We start from the raw sequence: 23,799 nt of genomic DNA, 5'->3' as shown, positions 1-23,799 counted from the left end.
GGCAAGGCTGTCCTTTATAGCAAGAATCTATGCAGTATGCTTAACCTGCAAGTTATCAATCAGACGGGTTGTACCTAATTTAGCAGCGACAAACAGCACCACATCCTGATCAAATGCTTCTATTTTTTGTAATTCTGGAGTACGCGCTTCCACATAATCCACAATAAAACCAGCTTGTGTCAACTTTTGCTTCATATTTTCTAACACTTCCGCAAGACTAACACCACTGTGCAATTGCTTTTCGGCCGCATTTAAACTTTGGTAAATGGTCGGGGCAATGGCACGGTGTTCTGCACTCAAATAACCATTACGCGAACTGAGTGCCAAACCATCTTCAGCACGGGTAATTGGCACACCAATCACTTCCAGCGGAATGTTCAGGTCACGTACAAACTGACGAATCACTGCCAGTTGTTGATAGTCCTTTTGCCCAAAGAAGGCATAATTTGGCTGCACAATATTAAACAGTTTAGTGACCACCACCGCCACGCCATCAAAATGACCAGGACGCTGTAAACCACATAAGTCATTGGTAATATCAGACACGCTAATATTGGTTAAACGTGGCTTATTGCCATACATTTGCTCAACGCTAGGCGCAAAAATAATGTCACAGCCGACATCGGCCAACAAATGGCTATCGCGCTCCAAAGTACGTGGATAACTATCAAAGTCTTCGTTTGGCCCAAATTGAATCGGGTTGACAAAAATGCTGACTACCACAACATCACAGAGTTTTTTTGCTTCACGAACCAGGTTTAAATGCCCTTCGTGCAAATTACCCATGGTTGGGACAAAACCAATAATTTTTCGTGCCGATCGAGCTGGACTCAGTGACGCGCTTAATCCCTGAATGGTAGTTTCTGTTTTCATGTTTACAGCTCAACTTGAAAAGTTTGTTCTTTAGCAGGAAACGAATGATCCTGGACTGCAGCATGGTAGGCTTTAAAAGCATCCAGAATTGCAGTTTCCCCTGCTTGTTCTTTCATAAAATTACGTACAAATTTAGCCACATGGCCACCGGTCAATCCAAGCATATCTTGCACGACCAGCACTTGGCCATCAGTATCCGCGCCCGCGCCAATGCCAATCACAGGCGTATGTGGAAACAACTCACTAATTTCCTTACCGACCTGTGCCGGAACACATTCCAGTAAAAGTATCGCAGCACCGGCTTCCACCACTGCCTTACAGTCGGCAATCAGCTGATCGGCAGCTTCACGGGTACGTGCCTGAACTTTATAGCCGCCAAAGACATGCACAGATTGTGGGGTTAAACCCAAGTGTACGCATACAGGAATACCATTGCGGGTCAAGACCTGAACCGTTTCGGCCAGCCATGCACCACCTTCTATTTTCACCATGTGTGCGCCAGCTTGCATCACTTGTTTGGCACTGATGAGTGCATCATTCAGTGTGGCATAACTCATAAACGGCAAATCAGTCAAAATAAAAGCATGCTGGTTGCCACGGCGCACCGCTGCCGTATGATAAGCCATATCCTGTACCGTCACAGGTAAAGTAGAATCACACCCCTGAATGGTCATCCCTAAAGAATCACCAACCAAAATTGTATCAATTTCAGCAATTTCCATTGCTTTCGCCATACTCGCATCATAGCAAGTCAGGCAGGAGAATTTGCGGCCTTGCGCTTTAAATTTTCTTAAGTCACTTAGACTAATCATCCGGATATTCCTCTTATGACGACTTTCTCAAGCGGTCATGCAAAAAATTAAATATTTGCCCAATTTCCTTCATCCAGCACTGTAAGCGACGGATGTTGCAATAGCGGTAAATCTTTTAATAATTGGCCTTTGAGTTGAAAATTTGCATCCAAATCAAGCAATGGCATCAATACAAAATCACGATCCATGACACCTACATGCGGCACAGTCAAGCGCGCGTTATGAATCTGCTCTTCACCATAAATGAGCAGATCCAGGTCCAAAGTCCGTTCGCCCCAATGACGCAGTCGAACTCGACCTGATTCCTGTTCAAAACGCTGCAATTCATCCAGCAATGCAAGGGGTTCCAAGTCTGTAATGAGCTGTACAGCCGCATTTAAGTAATTGGGCTGATCTTGAGGTCCCATGGGAGGACTTTGATACAACCTGGAGGTTTTCACTGTTCCCAATGTCGCCAGCTTCTGCACTGCTTCGATCAAAATTTGACGCGAATCACCCAGGTTACTGCCTAAGCCAATATAGGTTACTGTCATCATTGTGTCGGTCCAAAAACAACCTGACTTAAATCACGTTTGACCCGTTTGCGTTTTAAAATTGGATGATCGTAGCCAATTTCGGAGCCATTTGACGAAGCAGACTGAACTGGTCTTTCAGGTTTTGCCCGGCTCTTGCGTTCACGGCGGCTACGCGGTTCAGGCTCGTTCACCAAAGGCTCAATCTCAACAGCCACCAATTTAGTTTCTACCACATCTTCTGTTGCAGTTTTACGACGGCTTTTTGCACGTTGACGGTTGTATTGACTAATGGCACGTTCTTTTTCGTCCGTCGTCATCTGTTGATACGCATCCCACCACACGCCCATGCCTTGGGTGGTGTCGTCGCCTGATTTCTCACGCAACAACAAAAAGTCAAACCCGGCACGGAAACGCGCATGGGTGGATAAAGCCTGAATTTGTTGCGGCTTCGGATTGAGCAAACGCGTTTGCATTTCCCACACTTCACGAATAAAGGTTTCTGCAAAACGTGGAATGATGGTACGGGTGGCCTGACGTTTTAAAACATCCAAACCAGCTTGTGCTCTTGCCTCTGCAGGAACAACACCTTTACTTAAATAAAAGTTGCAACGCTCTAAGAACGGTTTCCACAACAATACCGCATAAAAGAATGCCGGGTTGATGGTTTTGCCAATTTGAATACGCTGATCGGTATTAATGGCAGCACGTTCAATAAAGGTCGAGATATCCGGGCTGATGTCTGCAAACAGCTGACGCCAAATATCAAAATCAATCAGCATCGGCAGCACACGATTCAAATGCCCCATGGTGAACAACTTCTGTGATTCATCATATAAGCGGTGCGGAGAGATATCACGCAGCAACTGAGTCATTTCAGGGGTAAAAATCTCTAAAATTTCAGGCGCAATACTAAAATTTAATTTTGCAGCGAACCGCAAAGTTCGGAGCATCCGTACCGGATCTTCTTCAAAACGTAAGGTTGGATCGCCCAATAAACGTAAGGTTTTATTTTTTATATCATCAATGGCATGACAGAAATCCAGCACAATACCTTTACGCGGCTGGTAATACATCGCGTTAATGGAAAAATCGCGGCGGGCAAAATCCTGTTCAATCGTGCCCCAATTATTGTCACGTAAAATCATGCCTGAAGCAGAAGTGACTGCCTTTTTAGGCGGTGCACGGAAAGTGGCAACTTCGATCAGCTCACGACCGGCATAGACATGAGCAAGCTCAAAACGTCGTCCGATAATCCGGCAACGTCGTCCGAAGACTTCTTTCACCTGAGCCGGAGTTGCATTGGTCACCGCATCAAAATCTTTAGGATTTAGCCCTAAAATTAAGTCACGGACACCACCACCGACGATATAAGCTTCATAGCCAGCCTTGGTTAAAGCATCGATAACATCTAATATGGAAGAAGGTAATTGAGCGGTTGATAAACCACATTTTGACGCGCGCAAAGTTTGCAAAAGACGCTGTCTCCTACGTCTGAACGTAAAATATCTAAGATGACGCTAATCATATCTCTAACACAATCAAAGGGCAATTTGATTATCTCAATGCTCAATATTTTGTTTGATATTTTAAGGATCTATTGCCTTCTATTACAAAGCTAAGCGGTCTTTATTCTTGCTAAATAGCGCAGGTCCAATCCCCTTGACCTGTTGCAATTCTTCAATATTTTTAAATTTCCCATTTTTTTGCCGATAGGCAATAATTGCTTCTGCTTTCTTCTGACCTATCCCAGACAGTTCTTGTAATTGTTCAGCATTGGCCTGATTCAAATTGATCTTTGTCGCTGAAGATGTGGAGTTTAAAGCAGGCTTAGCCAGATAATGCTCTCGTGTTGAGACCCGCGGTATTTTCAACCGTGCATCGTGGGCCTGCTGTTCAGCCTTCCATTTTAAATATTGCTGGTCAAACTGTTGAGCATAACTATTAGATATACTCAATAAAGACAGCAAACTAAAAAGATAAGAAATCCCCTTCAGGATAAGTATTATTTTTTTCATTGGGAAACCTATTATTTTAATTGTTTTTTCGCCTGCTCCCAAAGTCGATCCATTTCTTCTAAAGACAGGGCTTCAATATTTTTATGTTGTTGTTGAGCCTGATCTTCAATGAAAGCAAAACGTGTTCTAAATTTATGAATGGTACTTAACAGTGCCATTTCACTAGAAAGCCCTAGTTTACGTCCAACATTGATCAATGAAAATAAACAATCGCCAAATTCGTCGAATATTTCGTCGGAATTTTGCTTTTGCATGGCTTGTTGCAATTCAGCTAATTCCTCATTCAGTTTGCCATAAGCACCTGCCACATCGGCAAAATCAAAACCAATTTTCGCAGCATTTTTTTGAATTTCATGTGCTTGCTGAATTGCAGGTCCATGTTTTATTTCATCTAAACGTGATTGTGCTTTGCCCTGTTTTTCCTGTTGTTTAATTTTCTGCCAAAGTATCGATACATCTTCCGCACTCAATTGTGAATATTGCTCTATCTGAAATACATGAGGATGGCGGCGAATCAACTTCTCGGTAATGGCATTCACCACATCATTGAAATCAAAAGCGCCTTGTTCGCTGTACATTTGTGCCTGAAACACCACTTGCAGAAGCAAATCTCCGAGCTCATCGCGTACTTCCTCTGGCTTGCCCTGCCGTACCGCTGCTTCGACTTCATAGGCTTCTTCTATGGCATATCGGGTCAGGCTTTGCGGTGTTTGCTGCTGATCCCATGGACATTTTTCACGTAGCTCTCGCATTACTGCCAATAATTGATCCATGTTGTTCTCACTCCCATCATTTCAGACACACAACCATTTTCATTATCAATCCTGATGATGCTGAACTTAAATTCGTAAAAAATGCAGCACAGCAAAACTAAATTGAAAGGAAAATCAGTTGCACAGTATAGGGATTAGTGGCGCTGTACAAGGTATTAGACTTTCTTCCATATCTATTATTAATGGACAGCTAGATTGAACTTCTTATTCAGCAGATTCATTTGCTCTACGGGATTTAGCGAAAGTCTGGAATAAAGTGGTAAAAAATGAATCTGCTTTAGGTGTAAAGCAAGTAAGACGCAGCAAAACAGAAAAATAGAACCTCTATTCTTTCATCTACTTTAGAAACAGCCTCAAAGTGCAAGGATTGGAGCAGAATAGTGAAGAACCATTTACCCATAACAATTGGTAAAACTTTACTTAAAAAACACCTATGGGCATTGCCTTATTTTGACTAGAATTATCTTTATCCCCCTTTTCAATAAGGCAATAATAATGAAAAATTCTCTTCTTATTTTAATCAGCAGCTTAAGTTTAATGGCATGCACAACTATGCCACATTCATCCGATAAAAATACTTTTCAGAATAACCCAATAAATTCGGCACCGAATGGCAATGCCAACAAAGAGGTTTCTGTCGAAGGCAGTTATACGGGTGAAATTGTAGGAGATTATAAAAATTCTAAATTTTCCCAGTTAAAAATTGGGATGTCGCAACGTCAGGTAGAAGATCTAGTGGGTGCTTCAACAGACCAAAGAAGCTATCAAACTGCCAAAGCTTGGATACCCGTTGCAGGTGCTTTTTCTAAAGATCAATTCCGTATCGAAACCTATTATCCTGGTGCAGGTCGCTTACTTTATGCAAATAATGGAACGAAATTATATCGAATTGAAGTAGATCGTAGCGAAGATGGCCTTCAATAATCTTTGCGTCTTTCATCAACGATCCGCTCTAGTCGTATCTTAACTATTTATCCATTAAAAACGAGTGATATGCCTAACTCGTTTTTTTGTTTTAAATTTTTTATATTTTTGATCTGCCATTTATTCAGATTAATTTTTTATTCTTAATATCTTATTTTTCATTCCGTTATACAAAAAAACATATTTTAAGATGACAAAAAGATTTTTATTTCAGGAAAAGCAAACCCCTTACAGGAGGCTTCAGATCGCCAGGCAACCGTGAGCATGACCTTGCCCAAATGAAAGTTTTGATAGGCAAAGGTTCCAATTAAAGGATGACTGCACAATCCCCCATCATGCAGCGGGTGAACATGGGTATCCAGCTCATTTAAGTTTAACCGCACTCCCAGTCCGGCAGCTTTTAATACCGCTTCTTTGGTGGTCCAGACTTTAAACCAATAATTTGAATCCTGCTCCAATTCATTCCAGTATGTTAATTCATGAGGATGAAAGGCATGATTCGCCAAGGCTTCAAATCTGACCTTGCGATCCAAGTCTTCAATATCCACCCCGAGATCAGGCATATTGCTACTGGTCGCCAAAGCATAATTTTTTTCGCTATGACTATGATTAAAATAAAATTGTGGAAAATTGATTAAATAAGGTTTGCCATATTCAGTCGTTGCCAACTGCTCTTGCTGAATTGACGTCTGTAACTGTTCTGTGAGTAATTGATTGCGGTAATGATAGATTTGCTGTTTTTGCAGCTGAATTTTAGCTTTACGATCTAATTCATTAGACAGCGTCACTATACGCTCAAGCGCATTCACATCTACCCGTATCCATCTACTCACTTAAGATCGTCCTATCAAAAATACAGTTACATCTTAAAAGAAAAAAGCCCAAAGATCACTTTGGGCTTTTTCAAGATCATTTAAACCTAGCGATTAACCGCGTTTAAATTTCTTCTCGGCTTTCTTGAATTTCTGTACATAACGGCGCTTACGTGCTGCAGTACGTTCATCAATCTGAGTTTTACGACCTTCAAATGGGTTTTCCGAAGTCTTAAACTCAATACGTACTGGCGTACCTTCAAGTTTGTAAACCTTACGAAACACGTTTTCTAAGTAACGACGGTAATCCGCAGGAGTTTTATCTACTTTGTTACCGTGGATCACAATCGTTGGTGGGTTTTGACCACCGATATGCGCATAACGCATTTTAATACGACGACCTTGTACCATACCCGGTTGATGCGCTTCGGTTGCATCATTCAAGATTTGAGTGATTTTTGCAGGTGATACTTTTAAACGTGAAGAATCATACGCACGGTGGATTGAAGGATAAAGATCCCCAACACCTGTACCATGTAGCGCAGAAATTAAATGTACTTTTGCCCATGGAATAAAGTCAAAACGACGATCGACATCAAGCTTACATTGCTTACGATCATACTCAGACATGTTGTCCCATTTATTGATCGCAATCACCATGGCACGGCCTGCTTCTAAAGCATAGCCAATTAAATGTAAATCTTGCTCAACAATACCATCACGCGCATCGACCACAACCACAATGACATTGGCATCTTTAATCGCTTGTAAAGTTTTCACAATCGAGAACTTCTCGATCATTTCATCAACTTTACCTTTACGACGAACACCGGCAGTGTCAATCAATGTGTATTTACGACCATCTCGTTCAAATGGAATATAAACCGAGTCACGCGTCGTACCCGGCTGGTCAAATGCAACCACACGTTCTTCACCAAGAAGACGGTTTACAAGTGTTGATTTACCCACGTTAGGACGACCAATGATTGCTAAACGCAAACCTGTGTCTTTATCGTGTTCATCCGGATTTTCATCTTCAGGTACTTCAGATAATACTTCTTCAAGCATTTGCTGAACGCCACGACCGTGACTTGCAGCGACTTGAAGCGGCTCACCCATACCCAGTTTGTAAAACTCAACCAGTGCAGCTTCAGCGTGAACACCATCTACTTTGTTGGCAACAAGATAAACTTTTTTACCCAAAGTACGCAGGTCACGTGCAATCTGTTCATCCGATGCCAGTAAGCCGGCACGTGCATCTACAACAAAGACAATGATATCAGCTTCATGAATGGCGGTTTTTGATTGTTCCGCCATGTATGAATCGATACCACCTTCACTTTCGCCAATACCGCCAGTATCGACAACGATGAATGATTTATTTTGATAAGTCGCGTCGCCATACTTACGGTCACGGGTCAGACCGGCAAAGTCAGCAACAAGCGCATCACGGCTCTTGGTAATCTGGTTAAATAACGTTGATTTTCCGACGTTCGGACGACCAATGAGCGCAATTACGGGTTTCATAAATTAACCTTTATTCAAGATCAGCCAGTAGGTCTGGTCTGAACAAGCAGAAACAATGGAAGAAATAATGGGCCAAAAATAAATAAAACACGGGGCATTGAATACTCAATCCCCCGTGTAAAAAAATACGGTTAGCTTAGTTTAACATAAGGCTGAAAAAAATTAACGGTTCTGCCAGATGCTTAAAGCACCCTTACGGGTCGCCACATAAAGTTGATTGTCAATCACACGCAGGGTACGCACTTCGCCACTGGTTTTTGAACGACCAATCAGCTGGCCTGTTGCCGGATCAATTAAATGCAATACGCCATCCAAATCACCCACCACCAGATCCTGACCCAAGATCACCGGATTACTGAGTTGGCGATTCAGCAGGCTGTCATTTTGCCATAATTGCTGACCTGTGGTCAGTGCATAAGCGGTGATTTTTCCATCAGCCTGAGCAACATAAACGGTGTTATTAAAGACTTCAGGACGCTGGATACTGCTGGCATCTTCACTCCACACAATTTGTTGTGCAGCCAGATCCATCACCGTCACTTGCCCCTGAAAACTGGTCGTTACCAGGAATTGTCCAGCTACGACAGGCTCACCATCAATATCATTCAGACGCTGAATATCCGAACGTCCGTCACTGACAGCAACACGACGCTGCATACGCGGCACACCACTGATAATATCCAGCGCATATACATACGCATTGGATGAAGCAATCAGGACAGTACGCGGATCAAGCGCCACCGGTGTAGCAACACCACGCAAGCTGAACTGTACATTCGGCAGGTTATAAGTCCAGACTTGCTGACCTGTAGCAAGATCATGCGCATAGACCGTATCATCATTGCTAATGGTAATGACACGACCGGACTGAATTAACGAAGCAGATAAAATGGCGCCTGACAACTGTGCAGTCCATTTTTGCTCACCTGTGGCCTGATCCAGAGCAAACAATTGACCTTTTTTATTGCCGACCACAACAATGCCTTCACCGGCCTCTATACCCGCGCTTAAACCCTGCTTAGAAACTTTTTGTTTCCATAAGCGTTGTTTACCTTGATAGGCAGACACTTCACCATTTGGATCGACGGCAAAAACTACACCATTAGCGGCATCTAAACGCAGACGTAACGGGTCTGCTTTACCGGTCGAAGAAACACTTTGAGAAAATACAGGAACAAGATTTTTTGCTTGCACCAATTTAGGCAATGGATTCGGTTTAACCTCTTCCACCTTGATTTTATTGGTAGAACAACCGGCAAGTGCAAATGTTAAAATTGTTAGTGCAAACGGTATTTTGTATTTTCTATCCATCACGACTCATCCACTTGTGTTTCTAAAATTGGGCGTTCCACATCAGGATCATCAACTAAAACGCCAACACTTTCGAGTTTAATTTGTAAAATTTGACGTTCTTGCTTACGTTCAAGCAACGCATCCCATGCGCTCATATACGATTTTTTAGCATTTTCTATATCATTTTTAGCCACATAGACATCACCACGTGCTTCATCAGCAGTCGCCTTAAAGGCAGGATCGGTCACCGCAGCCAATGTTTTAATTGCATCGTCATATTTCTTTTGTGCCAGCTGAGCATAAGCTAAACGAAGCTTAACCACTTGCACTAAACCGGCATCATCCAGTTTGGAATTTTCAACTTTTTTCAAGGCACGTTCTGCATGTGCATAATCGGCTTTGTCATAAGCCAGCTTAGCCATCAACAATTGAGTTTGAATGGCCTGGACAGAATCTGGAGCTTCCTTAACAATTTTGTCCGCAGTTGCAGATAAGGCATTAAATGCATTGACATCGCCTGAAACACCTTTTGCATCATCCATCAACTGTTGAACTTTGGCTGTTTGCTTTTGAGACTCAGCCAAGTTCTTCTTCTGCCAATATTCCCAGCCAAAAAAGGCAATCAACGCAATTAAAATCCCACTAATCATGGCAGAACCATATTTTTTAGTGAAAGATTTTAAGTTATCAAGTTGTTCTTCATCACTCAATGCGTTCATGGGATTAGCTTTTCCTTATGTTATTTGGCTTATTTTGAAGAAAATTTTTCGATGATAAATGGCACAAAATCAGCCACGGCAATTTCAGTCTGTTCTGCTGTTGCCAGCTCCTTGACCAGAATTTGCTGAGCTTCGGCCTCACGTTCACCAAAGATTAAAGCATAAACGGCACCCGCCTGATCGGCTTTTTTCATTTGGCTCTTCATTGAACCTTGTGAACCGGTTTTCAAACGGATGCTGCTATTGGCTGCTTCAAGCTTGTCTCGGATCTGTTCGGCAAGCATCAAGGCTTGACCTTGAGTTGCAGGGTCTGAAACCAGGAACATTTCACAATCACGAACTGGTGTGTTGTCTTCGACTTGTTCAAGCAAAAGCAACAGACGTTCCATACCCATGGCAAAACCAACGGCGGGTACCGATTGATCAGGTTTACCTTTGAGCTGGCCAACCAAACCATCATAACGGCCACCGGCACACACGGTACCTTGTGAACCTAAATGTGTAGTGGTCCATTCAAATACAGTTTTGTTGTAATAGTCCAGACCGCGAACCAGTTTCTGGTTAATCACAAACTCAATGCCGGCATCAGTCAAATATTGTTGCAATTGAGCAAAATGCGCCAAGGTTTCTTCACCCATAAAGTCATGAAGTTTCGGTGCATTTTCAAGAATTGACTGAGTTTTCGCATCTTTAGAATCTAAAATACGCAGCGGATTCGTGGTTAAACGGCGCTGTGAGTCTTCATCTAAATCAGCTTTATGTGATTCTAAAAACTCAACCAATGCAGCACGGTATTCTGCACGCTCGTCAGACTCACCCAATGTATTCAATTCAAGCTGTACTTTATCGGCCACACCCATGCGTTTCCACAAACGCGCAGTCATCAGAATCAATTCTGCGTCCTGGTCTGGCGTTGCCACACCAAAAGTTTCTACACCAAATTGATGGAACTGACGGTAGCGACCTTTTTGCGGTTTTTCATAACGGAACATCGGCCCGATATACCACACGCGCGGAGTGGCACCACGAAGCAGGTTATGCTCCAGCATGGCACGTACACAGCCTGCTGTCCCTTCAGGACGCAAAGTCAAAGACTCAGGCGGATTACCTTTGTCCAAGAAGGTGTACATTTCTTTTTCGACGATGTCGGTTGCATCACCAATTGAACGCTTGAACAGATTGGTCTGCTCAACCATCGGCAAACGGATTTGCTGGTAGCCATAAGCATCCATAAGTGATGCTAAATGTTGCTCAAGACGTCTCCATGCAGGGGTTTGCGTTGGAAGAATGTCATTAAAACCTTTGATTGCGACAATTGAACTCATGATCTACTCAGAAAAACCTGTGCGAATAATCTCTTTGGATTTAGCTTCTTCAAGCTCGGAAACACGTTGACGAACCATAGATTCGATTTCATCAACCAATTGATTGGTATCGATTAAATGGCTTTTCTCGCCATTACGATACACCAGTGAACGCGGACTTGCACCTACCACCCCAATATCGGCTTCTTTGGCTTCACCCGGACCATTCACTTTACACCCAATCACGGACACATCCATGGGGGTACGAATATCTTCTAAACGCTCTTCCAGTGCCTGCATCACTTTAATCACGTTGAATTCTTGGCGCGAACAGCTTGGACAGGCAATAAAATTAATGCCGTTAGAACGAAGCCCCAATGATTTTAAAATATCAAAACCAATTTTCACTTCTTCTTCAGGTTCAGCAGCCAAAGAAATACGCATGGTGTCACCAATGCCTTCCATGAGCAGACCGCCGAGCGCAATTGCTGATTTCACCGAACCGGTACGGTAAATACCAGCTTCAGTCACACCCAAATGTAGGGGATTATCGATTTGCGCAGACAATAAACGGTAGGCATCCATGGTCAAAAACACATTCGACGCTTTCACCGATATTTTAAATTCCTGAAAGTCCAAGCGGTCTAGAATATCAATATGACGCATCGCTGATTCAAGCAAGGCCTGACCAGTAGGTTCGCCATATTTTTTCTGAATGTCTTTTTCCAGTGAACCGGCATTCACCCCGATACGCATGGAAATATCATGATGTTTTGCTGCTGCCACCACTTCACGGATTTTCGCTTCGGAACCAATATTGCCCGGGTTAATACGCAAACAGTCTGCACCGAGGTCAGCAACGGCTAAGGCAATTTTATAGTCGAAGTGAATATCGGCAACCAAAGGCACATTCACCTGTTTGCGAATTTCGCCGAATGCTGCTGCCGCTTCCATGCTTGGCACGGAAACACGCATGATATCGGCACCAGCATCCGCACAACGCTGAATCTGAGCAACAGTTGCTGCGACATCACAGGTTTCGGTATTGGTCATACTCTGAATACTGATCGGTGCATCACCACCTACATACACAGAACCAACACGAATTTTACGAGTAGGACGGCGCTTAATCGGATTTTCAATCATTGATATCGCTCTATTCTTGACCCATTAACGTGACAAACGGAAATCTGCTTTTCCGTTCACGGTATAAGATGACAATGCAATATTTTCATTGTTCAAGGTTAAAGTCACAGCTGATGCATCATCCAGACGAATTTGGAACGGTGTTTCACCATTCAACTTCAAGTTAGATGACTGACGGCCAGTTGCCAGCACTTTACCGGTTGCATCGACAATATGTACAGAAGTTGGATGACTAAATGTAAGTTCAAGCTGATCTCCCGACACCGCAGTCGAGTTATCCAGATTCAATACCTGAACATCAGATTCAGCTGGAGCAACTTCCTGACTGTCACTTTCTGTGCTGGACGACCAGTTTTGTATCGCCATAACAGCAACAGCGATTGCAACCAGTACCGCCAAAATCACCAAAATGCGTTTTAACCATTTCTTGTTACGGTCACTCTTAGAACCAGGCAGCTTGCCCATGATTTTAATCGGTGAATTGTTTAAGGCATGATTGGGTAACAATCCGGTATCATTTTGATAGATCTCATCAAAACGTTGAATAATAGAACTTGCATCCACCTTCAGGTATTTCGCATAGGTGCGATAATAGCCCTTGATAAAGGTCGCTTCTGGCAAAGCCTTATAATCATCTTGCTCTAAAGCTGTCAAAGTTTTTACAGGGATGTTTAAATCTTTGACAACTTCACTTAATTCACGCTTTTGTGCAATTCGAACTTGACGTAAGTACTCGCCTGGACGCTGAACATTTCCTAATGCAGTGGGTACTACGCTTGAACCATTCGATTGCGGTGAATTAGGATTTACTTCCATACGGCCTCAGTACTGTACTGTAATTGCAGATAACGTTGGTATTCCGGACTTTCAGGGAACAGTGCACGCAACTGGTTAACTAAAACCTGCGTTCCCATTGTGTCACTATTTGCCCGTGCAATTCGGATACCAATCCAAAGCGCACGTGCACCTTGATTCTTTTGACCGACACTACGCACAAACTGTTCATACAATTGTGTTGCAGCGGCGGTCTGCTGTTTTGCATAAAAAATTTCTGACAACTCTAACATTGAAACATAAGAGTCACGATTGACTTGCAGGGCCTGTTTGAATGTTTTTTCAGCATTCGATACATCACCAAGTTTTAAGTAAATTCGTCCTGCATTTTCCAATGCTCTGTAGCGTTGATCATAGCCTAATGTAGCGCCTGCCACATTGAGCTGCTGAAGCGCATCATTATAACGCTCAATTTGATACAAATAAGTACCGTAGTTGTTACGCGCTTGTGCATTTTTCGGGTCAGCAGAAATCGCCCGCTTAAAATATGATTCAGCCTTATCCATGCTGATTTTACTGCCTTCTTGCTGCAGTAAAACGCCCATCATCATATTTGCCGTTGAATCACGCGAATCCACTTCAAGTGCCTGATCCAAAGCACGTTTTGCTGAATCCAGGTCACCCGATTTAATATATTCTGCCGCCAATTGAGTGCGAACTTTCACTGCCTTTTCAGGATCTTTTTTTCCTATTGTTGCTGGTGTTTGACACGCAGTAACAAAAATAGCAGACATACAAATTGTTGTAATAAAAGCTAATTTATATGCGGGCTTTCTCAATTGGCATCCCCTTTTATTATCCTTGAGTGCGCAGAATCTCATTTTGCTGCGCGACTTTCTTTTTCCACTGTTCCGCACGACGGGTACGGTCAGCAACTTGACCCACTAACTGTCCGCACGCAGCATCAATATCATCGCCACGTGTCTGACGAATCGTACACACAAAACCGGCATCAGACAAAGTTTTTTGGAAAGAAATAATCCGGTTACGACTTGAACGCCCGTATGGCGCATGCGGGAACGGGTTAAATGGAATCAAATTGATTTTGCTAGGCAAGTTTTTAAGCAGCTTAATCATTTGTTGTGCATGTTCAGGATGATCATTCACCCCATCTAACATTACATATTCAATAGTCACATGCTTACGCGAACTTTCGTTACCGTCTTTGGCGATATAACGCTGACAAGCCGCAATCAATTGTTCTAACGGATATTTTTTATTGATTGGCACAAGTTCGTTGCGCAGCTCATCGTTTGGCGCATGCAATGAAATCGCCAAAGCCACATCAATGTCTTTCACCATTTGATCGATTTTCGGTACCACACCTGAAGTCGACAAAGTCACGCGGCGTTTTGACATGCCGTATGCAAAATCATCCAGCATAATGCGCATTGAATTTAACACTGCATCATAGTTTAACAGCGGTTCGCCCATGCCCATCATCACGACGTTAGTGACTGAACGTTCACGATCTGCCACTGGCACATCTTCCATATAAGAGAAGTTTGCCATCCATAACTGACCAATAATTTCAGCCTGACTTAAATCACGCTGGAAACCTTGTTTACCGGTTGAACAGAATGAACAATCGAGCGCACAACCGACTTGTGAAGAAATACACAAGGTTCGACGTAAGCCGCTACGGTGTTCAGCAGGAATCAATACGGTTTCGACTAATGAGCCATCACCATCGCCAACACGGAATACCCATTTACGGGTACCATCTTTAGAATAATTTTTATGCACCACTTCGGGCGCTTTAATTTCACAAATCTTTTCCAGTTTTTCACGCAGTTTGCCCGAGATATTGGTCATCTCGGCAAAATCAGTCACGAAAAATTGGTGAATCCATTTCATCACCTGCCCTGCACGGAACTTCTTCTCACCCATATCTTCGAAGAATTTTTCCATTTGCGGACGCGACATGCCAAGTAAGTTCACTTTCTCGACAGCCTTTTGCTGTGCTGGAGCGGATGGAGTGTGTTGCTGTGCCTCAGAAACTGCTGATACAGCGACTGCTTCAGTACTCATGTGTATTACCTAAACCATGTCTAAAGATGAAAGGAGAAGCTCAATATGTGAGCAAAGAATTATTCAGGGAATAAAAAAACCAGATAAGTATAATAACACTTATCTGGCTTGAATACTGCGAATTAACGAGTACGTGGAGCAATCTCAGTTTGAGCGAAGAAGTAGTTAACTTCACGGTCAGCAGATGCTACAGAGTCAGAACCGTGAGCAGCGTTTTCGTCGATGCTTACAGCGAAATCTGCACGGATAGTACCAGGAGCAGCTTCTTTAGGGTTAGTCGCGCCAAGGATGTCACGGTGAGCAAGAACTGCGTTTTCGCCTTCAAGAACTGAAACAACAACTGGACCAGAAGTCATGAATGCAACCAGGTCAGCAAAGAAACCACGTTCTTTGTGCTCAGCATAGAAGCCTTCAGCTTCAGCTTGAGTCAAGTGTTTCATTTTAGTTGCAACGATTTTAAGACCAGCTTTTTCGAAACGAGCAAAGATGTCGCCGATGTGGTTTTTAGCAACTGCGTCTGGTTTTACGATAGATAAAGTACGTTCGATAGCCATGATAGGCTCCTTAAGTCAATTGTTGACATGAAAATTTGCCGCATTATACCGAGATAATGCGTATTTTTCTGCTTTTCATCTGTAAAAAAATACTTTTTTAAGATGAGTGCTTAACGTGCTTCGTCAATCCAGGCCATTTGAATCCCTTCCAGCAAACCCTCGGTAGATTTAGTCGGATCATCACTAAAGTCTGGTAACGCACAAACCCAGGCATGTAAATCGGTAAAACGAATCCATTGTGGATCCACATCTGGATGTGCTTCAGAAAGCTCAATCGCAATATCAATAGTATCTGTCCAACGCAAACCCATAGCTATTCCTAATATATTCAAATCAGTTGCGGTACTTTAGCAAATTTTAGAAAAACCGCGTGAATTTCCTGATTTATCGGCACGTATTTTTATAACATGATATTAAAAAAAGGCGCACTCACAATAATTCCACTGGCAACCACTGCACCAATCAATGCGCCCACCACGACATCACTAGGATAATGCAGACCTAATACCATCCGTGAAATTGCCACCAGAATGGTAAAAGGCAGCATCAGAATCAGTAGCATTGGCTGAATATGGCCCAGGACAGCACTTGCCATGACGGCATGCAAGGTATGACCAGAGGGAAAACTAAAATGGTCGAGCGGTTGTTCTTGCATTCGAATCACCTGATGCACCTGATAGGGTCGAGGGCGTACGGTTTTTTGCTTTAAGATTTTATAAATAAGCGTGCCTACAGATCCGCTAAGCAGCAGATACACTAACTGCACCAGATAAAATACCCCTTCCAGCATCCAGAGGCTGGCCAGCATAATTAACCAGAATAAACCATTGCCAAAACGGCTGATCATTTTAAAAAAGTAGGCCACGGCTTGTGAATGTGAAAAATGATTCAGATACAAACAACCTTTTAAATCCAGATCCAACATCGTTATTTTTGCTTTTTTAAAATTCATGATGATGCTCCTTTAAGCTGCTGCTTAAAATTTAGGATGTCATTTCCATCTCCATTGCTACCCGATACAATGCTTGCTCAAACTGTTGTACCGGGTATTGCCAGCCTATATGCTGCACAGCTTTTCGGGCGTCTAGCCCCATATATTTCAATTGCTGGTTACTCGGCAACTGATAAATTGACTGAATAAAACCTGTTACATCTCCCAATGAGCTTAACCAGCCTGTCTCACCATGTTTGACATGTAAATGTGCACTGGCATAATTATAGGCAATGACGGGCAAACCACTGGCCATTGCCTCCAGCACCACATTGCCAAAGGTTTCAACCTGACTGGCAAACACAAAAACATTTGCACTTGCATAGGCTTGAGCCAGTTTTAAACCCGATAGATTTCCGGTAAAAATAACATCATGACCTTGGCACAGCAGCTCTAATCGCGCACGACCTGGTCCCTCACCCACAATGACCAGCTTGATATCCTGCTGGGTATTTTTCTTCATTGCGACATAGGCTTGAATCAGAACCTCAATTTCCTTTTCAGGAGATAACCGTCCCACATACAGCAAGACCTGAGTGCTAGATGTGGCCTGCCATTGTTGACGCAAAACCTCTGAGTAATGGTGTGGAGAAAAACACATCACATCTACACCACGCCCCACCACCTCCAAAGGGCAATGAATGCCAAATTCTCTTAAAATATATTCCGTATCTTTGCTGGGAATACAGGTCAGTTGTGTATTGTTATGAAACCAACGTAAATAACGCTGAATCGGCTTAATTAAAAAGGCCAAATCGAAGTAACGGCTAAATTCTTGAAAAGGTGAATGGAAACCACTTGAAACAGGTATTCCCTTGTTTTTTGCAGTCTGTAAAACACTTAAACCCAAAGGACCTTCTGTAACAATATGCACCACATTAGGTGCAAATTGATCCAATGCATTGGCGACTTTTAAAAACTGTGGCCAGCCAAATTGCAGACTTGGATATCGGGGAATAGCTTGAGCTTTGACTAAACACTCCCGGTTGGGCAAAAATTCACCACAAGTCAGCTTTTGTTCTGGTCGAATCAGTAAAATTTTATGTCCTTGCTTTTGTAGCCCTTTACACAACTGTAATAAGGAAAGTGCTACCCCATTAATTTCTGGCGGCCAGGTTTCTGTCACAATCGCAATTTTCAGCCGCGGGCGAATTAAATCATTGAGTATTGCGATATCATTACAAATGCGGTCTTGCTTATTTTTTTTAAAATAAAATTGGAAATTTTCTGGAAAATTTTGTTGTTTTAGCAGGCTGGTCGCATACAAAGTTGCCATACAACACCTATATCGTTATTTTAGATTTAGCATAGATGTTATTTCTTTCAGTTTGATGATCTTTAGATGACCGTTTATTGAAACAATGTATAACCCTAACAATCAATAAAGACAGACCACCACCTCTAAACCCAACTATTTTAAGCAGCTCTTTTTAGTTCTATTTTTAATTACAGACAAGCTTTCACTGGCATACAAAGTATAATTAAAATGATAGGTTTACGTATATTACATCGCTATATATACCAACTGGGGTACGCATAGAAGGCTGTTCTTCCAATCGTACCGCAATGACATATTTACTATCTTTTGAATTTTTAGATTGGGACAGAGGAACATTCCATTGATTTCTTACCGGACCCGAAATACTCATTCTAGTTTTTAAGCGATAAGCACCATTCGATACATAACTTGAACCATCCGAACTACGCAAATTTTGACTGCTAAATTTGATTGCATAAGATTGGTCGCAAAAAACTCTAAAAGAAGTTGCAGCAAAACTATGATAATAATCTGCCAAATGCATTACGGGTTCAGATATAGCATTTAAATAACATTGTCCCGCATTCACTAAAGCACTATTTGCATACAATAAAGTCACTATTATAATTTTTTTCATTGTAATACCCTCTCTAGCGACAAATTACATCCATAACGGACTGCTCTACCGCTTTTTGGTTTTGATTTGACACTTCAAAAACACCCTGACATGTCTGACCGCCCTTGGTTTTAGCTAACAACCTATATTTATTCGGTTTTAATCCATATAAATACACTCTACCCTGAGCATCTACTGGGAAGTACTGACTGTCTTCATCATTGATATAAACTTCGCTTGTACGAGGCATAAGTTGATTGCTTTTATCTAATAAACGCAAAACCACTTGTTGGGTGTGATATACAGGAAAATTTAGAATATAACCTCGTTGATTTAAGCCAATCATTTTTTGACTCGAATAATCAAACGCATCTTCAATTGCTAACTGATTTTGATCGAATGAAATATCATAAGGAATATAAGGAATAATATTATGTACAAACAAATAACCATTTTTATTGGTGCTGCCTACAGGCGATAATGACCTTGTAACATCAATCTCTGGAGAATCTTCAACTTTAACTAAAGCAAATGCATTATCTACAGATTTTGTTAATGCCACTTTCCCGCCTAACCAAACAATAGCCCCACGATAAATCACCTGATTGTTTTCATACTCATCAGATTGATCCAACTGAACACGTAAATCGCCGACACTTGATTTCAATAAACCAGAAGCTTGATAAGCTAAATTTCCACGACGCTGATTTGCACCCAAAACATAATCAAATCCAGTTTGTGCTGGTGATGCTTTAACAAATTGTACCCTTGTTTCATTATCAGTTGAGTGTGAAAAATAAGCATTCTTATTATTCCCTAGACTATAATTTAAAGATAAATATCCACCAGAATCTTGTTCACCTTTAAATTCTTTAAAACATGAAACACTTAATGAAAGATTTGGGTGTAGCATTCTAGAAATACCAATATTTAATATACGGCTATCCGAAATATTAAAATTATTACCTTCATAATAACTTCGTTCCAAATAATTTAAATTAAAATTATTTATTATTGGTAAATCATACATACTGAAATAAAAAATATAATCATATTTTGGAATAAGAACTTCATTATCATAACCCAAAGTTTTATAATTATTAGTAGAATACTGCCCACTAAAACCTAAATAAATATTATTTAGGTTTCGACTAATCGAACCACCAACTGAATAACCAGACCCATTATTACTATCACTTCCCGCAATAAATGTATCTAATAATGCATATTTACTAATTGCTTGAGTCCATAATAAACCTAAGTTTTTTACTTCTTCACTATATGCAGCATTCAAGCCCAATGTCGTTAAGTTACCTATACCTCGTCTAAAATAAACATTAGAAAAAAATTCCCTATAATCATTACTTTGAAGATCATAATTATATCTAATTTTACCTAACGAAATATTATATTCATTTAACTTGGGTTTAAGCAATTTGTTATTTATATATACAGGAAAACTTTGAACAGTTTTATTCCCCAAAATATCTTCAACAATGACCTGAGCATCTCCAGATTGCTGAATCAATGCTCCAGGTTGTAAAGTATAACTCCCCGGAGTAATTCTCTGTTGAGAAATACTTACACCATTAATATACAAATCAACTGTTGAGGGTAAAACAGCACTTCCTTTTAAAGTCGGCATATTCCAATAAATATAATCAGGCCGAGCTGTAAAATTTGTGCCAAAGCTTACACCCCCATAACGTACTGAATTAACAAAAGGGTTGGATATAGTGGTGGTATCACCAATTGTTAAACTTAAAAACTTATCAGGAAAATCTAGATCAAAAGCTGATCTTAGACGAACTACTTTTTCTTCCTTTACTTCTTCTAGTGCAAGAGTTGGTTCTTCTTTATTCTCATCTAAGCCTCGTACAAGTATAGAATTTTGAAACAGCCAATAATCTTTAAACACACCTAATTCTGCTAATGAATTAAAATTTTCATCTTGTGAAGTCTGCCCATAAAACAGATCATAATTTAGAAACGCACCAAAAGCCGCCCTGTCAGGCATAATTAATTGTTCTTGGTTTATTTTTTTGACCTGAAAGTATTCAGCGGGTACCGTTATTTTCACAGACTGTACATGTGGATCTATTTCAGCAAGAACTGGATTCATTGAAATTAAACAAAAATCTTGTTTTATTAGATGTTTAGGAAAAAATTCACCCCTCAATTCCAAAGTATTTAAAGCTTGGCATTCTATGTATATTTTTTTATCTTCTTCAAATATAAGTGTTTCTAAATTTTTATCTATACCATTTAACCAGACACTACTAAAGACAACATTGCTCTCCTCCGCATTTACCTGTTGAACAGGCAGCACTATATTTAAAAATATGCATGGCAAAAACAATATAATTTTTTGCATAATCCATCACCCTGACAAATTAAATTCCATCGGCAATTCACTTCTATCTGTTTCAATGATTAATTTATATTTATGAAAATCCCCCAACTTAATCTCACCAAAATTAAAATTTTGTTGCTGATTATTAAGTAAATATTTCATGTCTGTCGTTACTGCAATTTCTTTTTTATTGTCGTCAAGAATGGTTATTTTTTTAATTTGGACATGCGTATTCGTATCATTTTTCACATTTAATGAAAGCTGTGATCCGTTGTATATTGGATTAAAATTTAGTTTAACCTTTTCTTGTATCCCAACGAAGAGGGGCATAGAAATATTAAATAGAAAATTGACCTTAGATTCTTTTACAGTGGGGGCAATTTCATTAAAAATGATTCGCCAAGTTTCTTCTTTTTTTGGGGGTTGCATTTGAGTAAAACCCACTCGAACAATCTGCTTACTATTGGGCTGTAATACAAAGTTTTTAGGATTGATTACCACAGAAGTATCAGGTTCCAAAACATCCTCCCCTTCTGCATTTTGCGCCCATTTCACAGCAGAAACTTCAAATATTTTAGGCTGATCAGATTCTTTATAATCCAATGTAACGGTAGCACTACGCTGTTTTTTAATATCCGAAATATACAGCTGAATAGGCGTAATTTTTAGTCCTGCATAAATTGTCTGTGAACATGCCAATACTATAGAAATAGTGAACATCGAAAATAACTTATTCATTCTTCCCCTACCAATTAATTTTTTTATTTTGGAATCTTGATATTTTTATAGGAAAGTTAGGATCACTAAAAAGTAAACCTAACTTCTTTGATTATAATTAAAAATTAGAATGAAACAGCAATTCGTAATTCTTCAGTATAAGTACCTACTGGTTTAGATACCCCAACTTGCGGACTTACAACGGTAACACTATATGGAGTCCAACCACCTGGTGTAAATGGTTGAGATCCTGTTGTAGCATTCAAAGGAATAGTTGTTGTGCCATTACGTTTAGTGGTAATTGAAATAGGAATTGTATTACTACCCATTTTAAGATTAGAACCATTTGCAGTTGTTAAACCAATTTTAAACAGTGCATTTGCCCCCACACGGAAACTACCTGTTGCAGTATCACCACCTACTTTATCTTGTAAAGTTAAGGTAGGAGTAAGTACCTGTAGTTCACAATGTGGTTCAACTTTAAGTTTAATATCAATTTTACCACTACAATCTGTATCACAACTTGATGGAGGTGGTGGAGTTGGTATACCTCGTGCCAAATCATCTTCCGCATAAGCACCTGTTGCACATACACCGAGTACTAATGCCGCTAAAGCAGCTTGTGTCATTTTATTCATGATTTTCTCCATTTCTTTTTTTAAAAAGAATATGTATATGTAGTTATTTTAACAATTACGCTGTAACTCTTTTTATTATGAGTAAGGTTACGTAACCGTTGACCTATCTTATTATCTTTATTCCAAAAAAATACAAAAGCTTTATTATTCACAATATATTTTTATTTTGTTGTTTTTTTAATTCACCATCTAAGCTTAACACTATATTTATAAAGGCTTATAACGCAAAATAAAATGATACAATTTTTAAATGTTTCCAATTATGTAGAAAAAAAAATTAAAAGCACACGTTAAATTTTTAAGTTATTAATTTTATTATATTTTTTTAAATACATTTCTTTACATAGAAAATAAATAAAGTTACTTAATTTACAAAAGTTTATAAATTAATGCTAATTATTTAGCAAATATGTGAATTTGTCGTCATTTTTTCTTTCTTTTTCATACATCACCACTTCCCTTTAGGCATAAAAATATCTACTCCAGACTCCTAGTAACAAATAAATTAATTTAAAAATAAATATTTAAAGAAAAATTAAGCATATATAAATAATTTTTATAAAAAATGGTTAGAAAAATTTATTTTTTTATATTTGTTTTTATTTAATTCGAAGCTTTTACCAACTGTAATCTATCGTACTTACTTTAATATAGTATGTAATATTTAATGATCATGACATTATAAATAGATCTACTTTTTAGATATAATAATTCATGTAAATATTTATAAAATATATAAGGTGAACATTCATTAAATTAAAATTCTATCTATTAATAATGAGCTATCAGATATAATAAGTTTATATCTATTTTTTACTCTTAGTTATTTAAAGTAGATAATTATAAAAATAGCTATAATGCAATCCGATTTTTAGATACCCACTACCATTAGGGCGTGTCCTCATTTGGCTTTGCACCAAATAAATATGCAGGCTATACGGATCATAGATTTATAATTGCGTGCTAGTTTATCGAATCGAGTTGCAATAGCACGGAAATGTTTTAATCTCGCAAAAGCATTTTCAACTAAATGTCTAAATTTATATAGATATTTATCAAATTCCTTATTCGATCTCTTACTGTTTGATCTCAAT

At 40.0% G+C, this 23,799-nt stretch carries 25 protein-coding genes; 1 reads left to right on the top strand and 24 read right to left on the bottom strand.

Annotated features, from left to right (window positions below; all coding sequences use genetic code 11):
• Nucleotides 1-27 precede the first annotated feature (27 nt).
• The 6 genes from panC to mazG all read right to left on the bottom strand — a co-directional run bounded on the left by panC (nt 28) and on the right by mazG (nt 4,988).
• On the bottom strand, nt 28-873 hold the full coding sequence (gene panC / locus WAE57_RS09405; RefSeq protein WP_086175843.1) for a pantoate--beta-alanine ligase: 846 nt from the start codon (nt 871-873) through the stop codon (nt 28-30).
• A 2-nt stretch (nt 874-875) separates the two neighbouring features.
• On the bottom strand, nt 876-1,685 hold the full coding sequence (gene panB / locus WAE57_RS09400; protein WP_337710331.1) for a 3-methyl-2-oxobutanoate hydroxymethyltransferase: 810 nt from the start codon (nt 1,683-1,685) through the stop codon (nt 876-878).
• 47 nt (nt 1,686-1,732) lie between these two features.
• Nucleotides 1,733-2,218 carry a 2-amino-4-hydroxy-6-hydroxymethyldihydropteridine diphosphokinase gene (gene folK, locus WAE57_RS09395; protein WP_237788040.1) on the bottom strand — a complete coding sequence of 162 codons (486 nt, stop codon included), beginning with the start codon at nt 2,216-2,218 and terminating at the stop codon, nt 1,733-1,735.
• Nucleotides 2,218-3,672 (bottom strand): polynucleotide adenylyltransferase PcnB, encoded by a 1,455-nt coding sequence (pcnB, locus tag WAE57_RS09390; RefSeq protein WP_337710330.1) that lies wholly within the window; start codon nt 3,670-3,672, stop codon nt 2,218-2,220. The genes folK and pcnB overlap by 1 nt, the downstream gene beginning before the upstream one ends.
• 135 nt (nt 3,673-3,807) lie before the next feature.
• Nucleotides 3,808-4,215, bottom strand: a complete 408-nt coding sequence (locus WAE57_RS09385) for a ComEA family DNA-binding protein (RefSeq protein WP_337710514.1) — start codon at nt 4,213-4,215, stop codon at nt 3,808-3,810.
• Between the two features lie 11 nt (nt 4,216-4,226).
• Complete coding sequence (gene mazG / locus WAE57_RS09380) at nt 4,227-4,988, bottom strand: nucleoside triphosphate pyrophosphohydrolase (protein WP_237788026.1); 762 nt, start codon at nt 4,986-4,988, stop codon at nt 4,227-4,229.
• Nucleotides 4,989-5,483: 495 nt separating this feature from the next.
• Here mazG and WAE57_RS09375 point away from each other — a divergent pair, with 495 nt between their 5' ends.
• A complete protein-coding gene (locus WAE57_RS09375) occupies nt 5,484-5,912 on the top strand; it encodes a hypothetical protein (protein WP_337710329.1) in 429 nt (142 codons plus the stop codon).
• 185 nt (nt 5,913-6,097) lie between these two features.
• Here WAE57_RS09375 and WAE57_RS09370 read toward each other — a convergent pair whose 3' ends face one another.
• The 18 genes from WAE57_RS09370 to WAE57_RS09285 all read right to left on the bottom strand — a co-directional run.
• Nucleotides 6,098-6,745: a 4'-phosphopantetheinyl transferase superfamily protein gene (locus WAE57_RS09370; RefSeq protein ID WP_337710328.1), complete on the bottom strand. Its 648-nt coding sequence runs from the start codon at nt 6,743-6,745 to the stop codon at nt 6,098-6,100.
• A gap of 93 nt (nt 6,746-6,838) precedes the next feature.
• The gene (gene der, locus WAE57_RS09365; protein WP_086175850.1) at nt 6,839-8,251 is read right to left on the bottom strand and encodes a ribosome biogenesis GTPase Der; all 1,413 of its coding nucleotides are present in this window, start codon (nt 8,249-8,251) and stop codon (nt 6,839-6,841) included.
• Between the two features lie 162 nt (nt 8,252-8,413).
• Nucleotides 8,414-9,562, bottom strand: coding sequence for an outer membrane protein assembly factor BamB (gene bamB, locus WAE57_RS09360; protein WP_237788029.1), 1,149 nt, complete (start codon nt 9,560-9,562; stop codon nt 8,414-8,416).
• Nucleotides 9,562-10,263: a tetratricopeptide repeat protein gene (locus WAE57_RS09355; RefSeq protein ID WP_237788030.1), complete on the bottom strand. Its 702-nt coding sequence runs from the start codon at nt 10,261-10,263 to the stop codon at nt 9,562-9,564. Before WAE57_RS09355 ends, bamB begins: the two co-directional genes overlap by 1 nt.
• 29 nt (nt 10,264-10,292) lie before the next feature.
• Nucleotides 10,293-11,588: a histidine--tRNA ligase gene (hisS, locus tag WAE57_RS09350; RefSeq protein ID WP_337710322.1), complete on the bottom strand. Its 1,296-nt coding sequence runs from the start codon at nt 11,586-11,588 to the stop codon at nt 10,293-10,295.
• A 3-nt stretch (nt 11,589-11,591) separates the two neighbouring features.
• Nucleotides 11,592-12,713, bottom strand: coding sequence for a flavodoxin-dependent (E)-4-hydroxy-3-methylbut-2-enyl-diphosphate synthase (gene ispG, locus WAE57_RS09345; RefSeq protein ID WP_301434320.1), 1,122 nt, complete (start codon nt 12,711-12,713; stop codon nt 11,592-11,594).
• 24 nt (nt 12,714-12,737) lie between these two features.
• Nucleotides 12,738-13,529 (bottom strand): helix-turn-helix domain-containing protein, encoded by a 792-nt coding sequence (locus WAE57_RS09340; protein WP_337710318.1) that lies wholly within the window; start codon nt 13,527-13,529, stop codon nt 12,738-12,740.
• Entirely contained in the window at nt 13,520-14,281 is a 762-nt protein-coding gene (gene pilW, locus WAE57_RS09335; protein WP_171264027.1) for a type IV pilus biogenesis/stability protein PilW, read from the bottom strand. Before pilW ends, WAE57_RS09340 begins: the two co-directional genes overlap by 10 nt.
• A gap of 61 nt (nt 14,282-14,342) precedes the next feature.
• Complete coding sequence (gene rlmN / locus WAE57_RS09330; protein ID WP_337710315.1) at nt 14,343-15,578, bottom strand: 23S rRNA (adenine(2503)-C(2))-methyltransferase RlmN; 1,236 nt, start codon at nt 15,576-15,578, stop codon at nt 14,343-14,345.
• Between the two features lie 122 nt (nt 15,579-15,700).
• Nucleotides 15,701-16,132, bottom strand: coding sequence for a nucleoside-diphosphate kinase (gene ndk / locus WAE57_RS09325; RefSeq protein WP_035265623.1), 432 nt, complete (start codon nt 16,130-16,132; stop codon nt 15,701-15,703).
• A gap of 110 nt (nt 16,133-16,242) precedes the next feature.
• Nucleotides 16,243-16,443, bottom strand: a complete 201-nt coding sequence (gene iscX / locus WAE57_RS09320; RefSeq protein WP_086175858.1) for a Fe-S cluster assembly protein IscX — start codon at nt 16,441-16,443, stop codon at nt 16,243-16,245.
• Between the two features lie 89 nt (nt 16,444-16,532).
• Nucleotides 16,533-17,084: a phosphatase PAP2 family protein gene (locus WAE57_RS09315; RefSeq protein ID WP_337710307.1), complete on the bottom strand. Its 552-nt coding sequence runs from the start codon at nt 17,082-17,084 to the stop codon at nt 16,533-16,535.
• A gap of 31 nt (nt 17,085-17,115) precedes the next feature.
• Nucleotides 17,116-18,399 carry a glycosyltransferase family 1 protein gene (locus WAE57_RS09310; RefSeq protein WP_337710305.1) on the bottom strand — a complete coding sequence of 428 codons (1,284 nt, stop codon included), beginning with the start codon at nt 18,397-18,399 and terminating at the stop codon, nt 17,116-17,118.
• Between the two features lie 205 nt (nt 18,400-18,604).
• Nucleotides 18,605-19,018: a hypothetical protein gene (locus tag WAE57_RS09305; protein WP_237788036.1), complete on the bottom strand. Its 414-nt coding sequence runs from the start codon at nt 19,016-19,018 to the stop codon at nt 18,605-18,607.
• Nucleotides 19,019-19,031: 13 nt separating this feature from the next.
• Entirely contained in the window at nt 19,032-21,371 is a 2,340-nt protein-coding gene (locus WAE57_RS09300; RefSeq protein ID WP_337710303.1) for a fimbria/pilus outer membrane usher protein, read from the bottom strand.
• Between the two features lie 6 nt (nt 21,372-21,377).
• Nucleotides 21,378-22,088 (bottom strand): fimbria/pilus periplasmic chaperone, encoded by a 711-nt coding sequence (locus tag WAE57_RS09295; RefSeq protein ID WP_337710301.1) that lies wholly within the window; start codon nt 22,086-22,088, stop codon nt 21,378-21,380.
• Nucleotides 22,089-22,192: 104 nt separating this feature from the next.
• A complete protein-coding gene (locus WAE57_RS09290; RefSeq protein WP_237788039.1) occupies nt 22,193-22,705 on the bottom strand; it encodes a hypothetical protein in 513 nt (170 codons plus the stop codon).
• Between the two features lie 901 nt (nt 22,706-23,606).
• Nucleotides 23,607-23,799 (bottom strand): transposase (locus tag WAE57_RS09285; RefSeq protein WP_337710297.1); only part of this gene is annotated, 193 nt, incomplete at its 5' end.

This window comes from Acinetobacter sp. NS-4 (genome assembly GCF_037402435.1).
GTDB lineage: Bacteria > Pseudomonadota > Gammaproteobacteria > Pseudomonadales > Moraxellaceae > Acinetobacter.
This window is presented reverse-complemented; position numbering and strand designations above follow the sequence as displayed.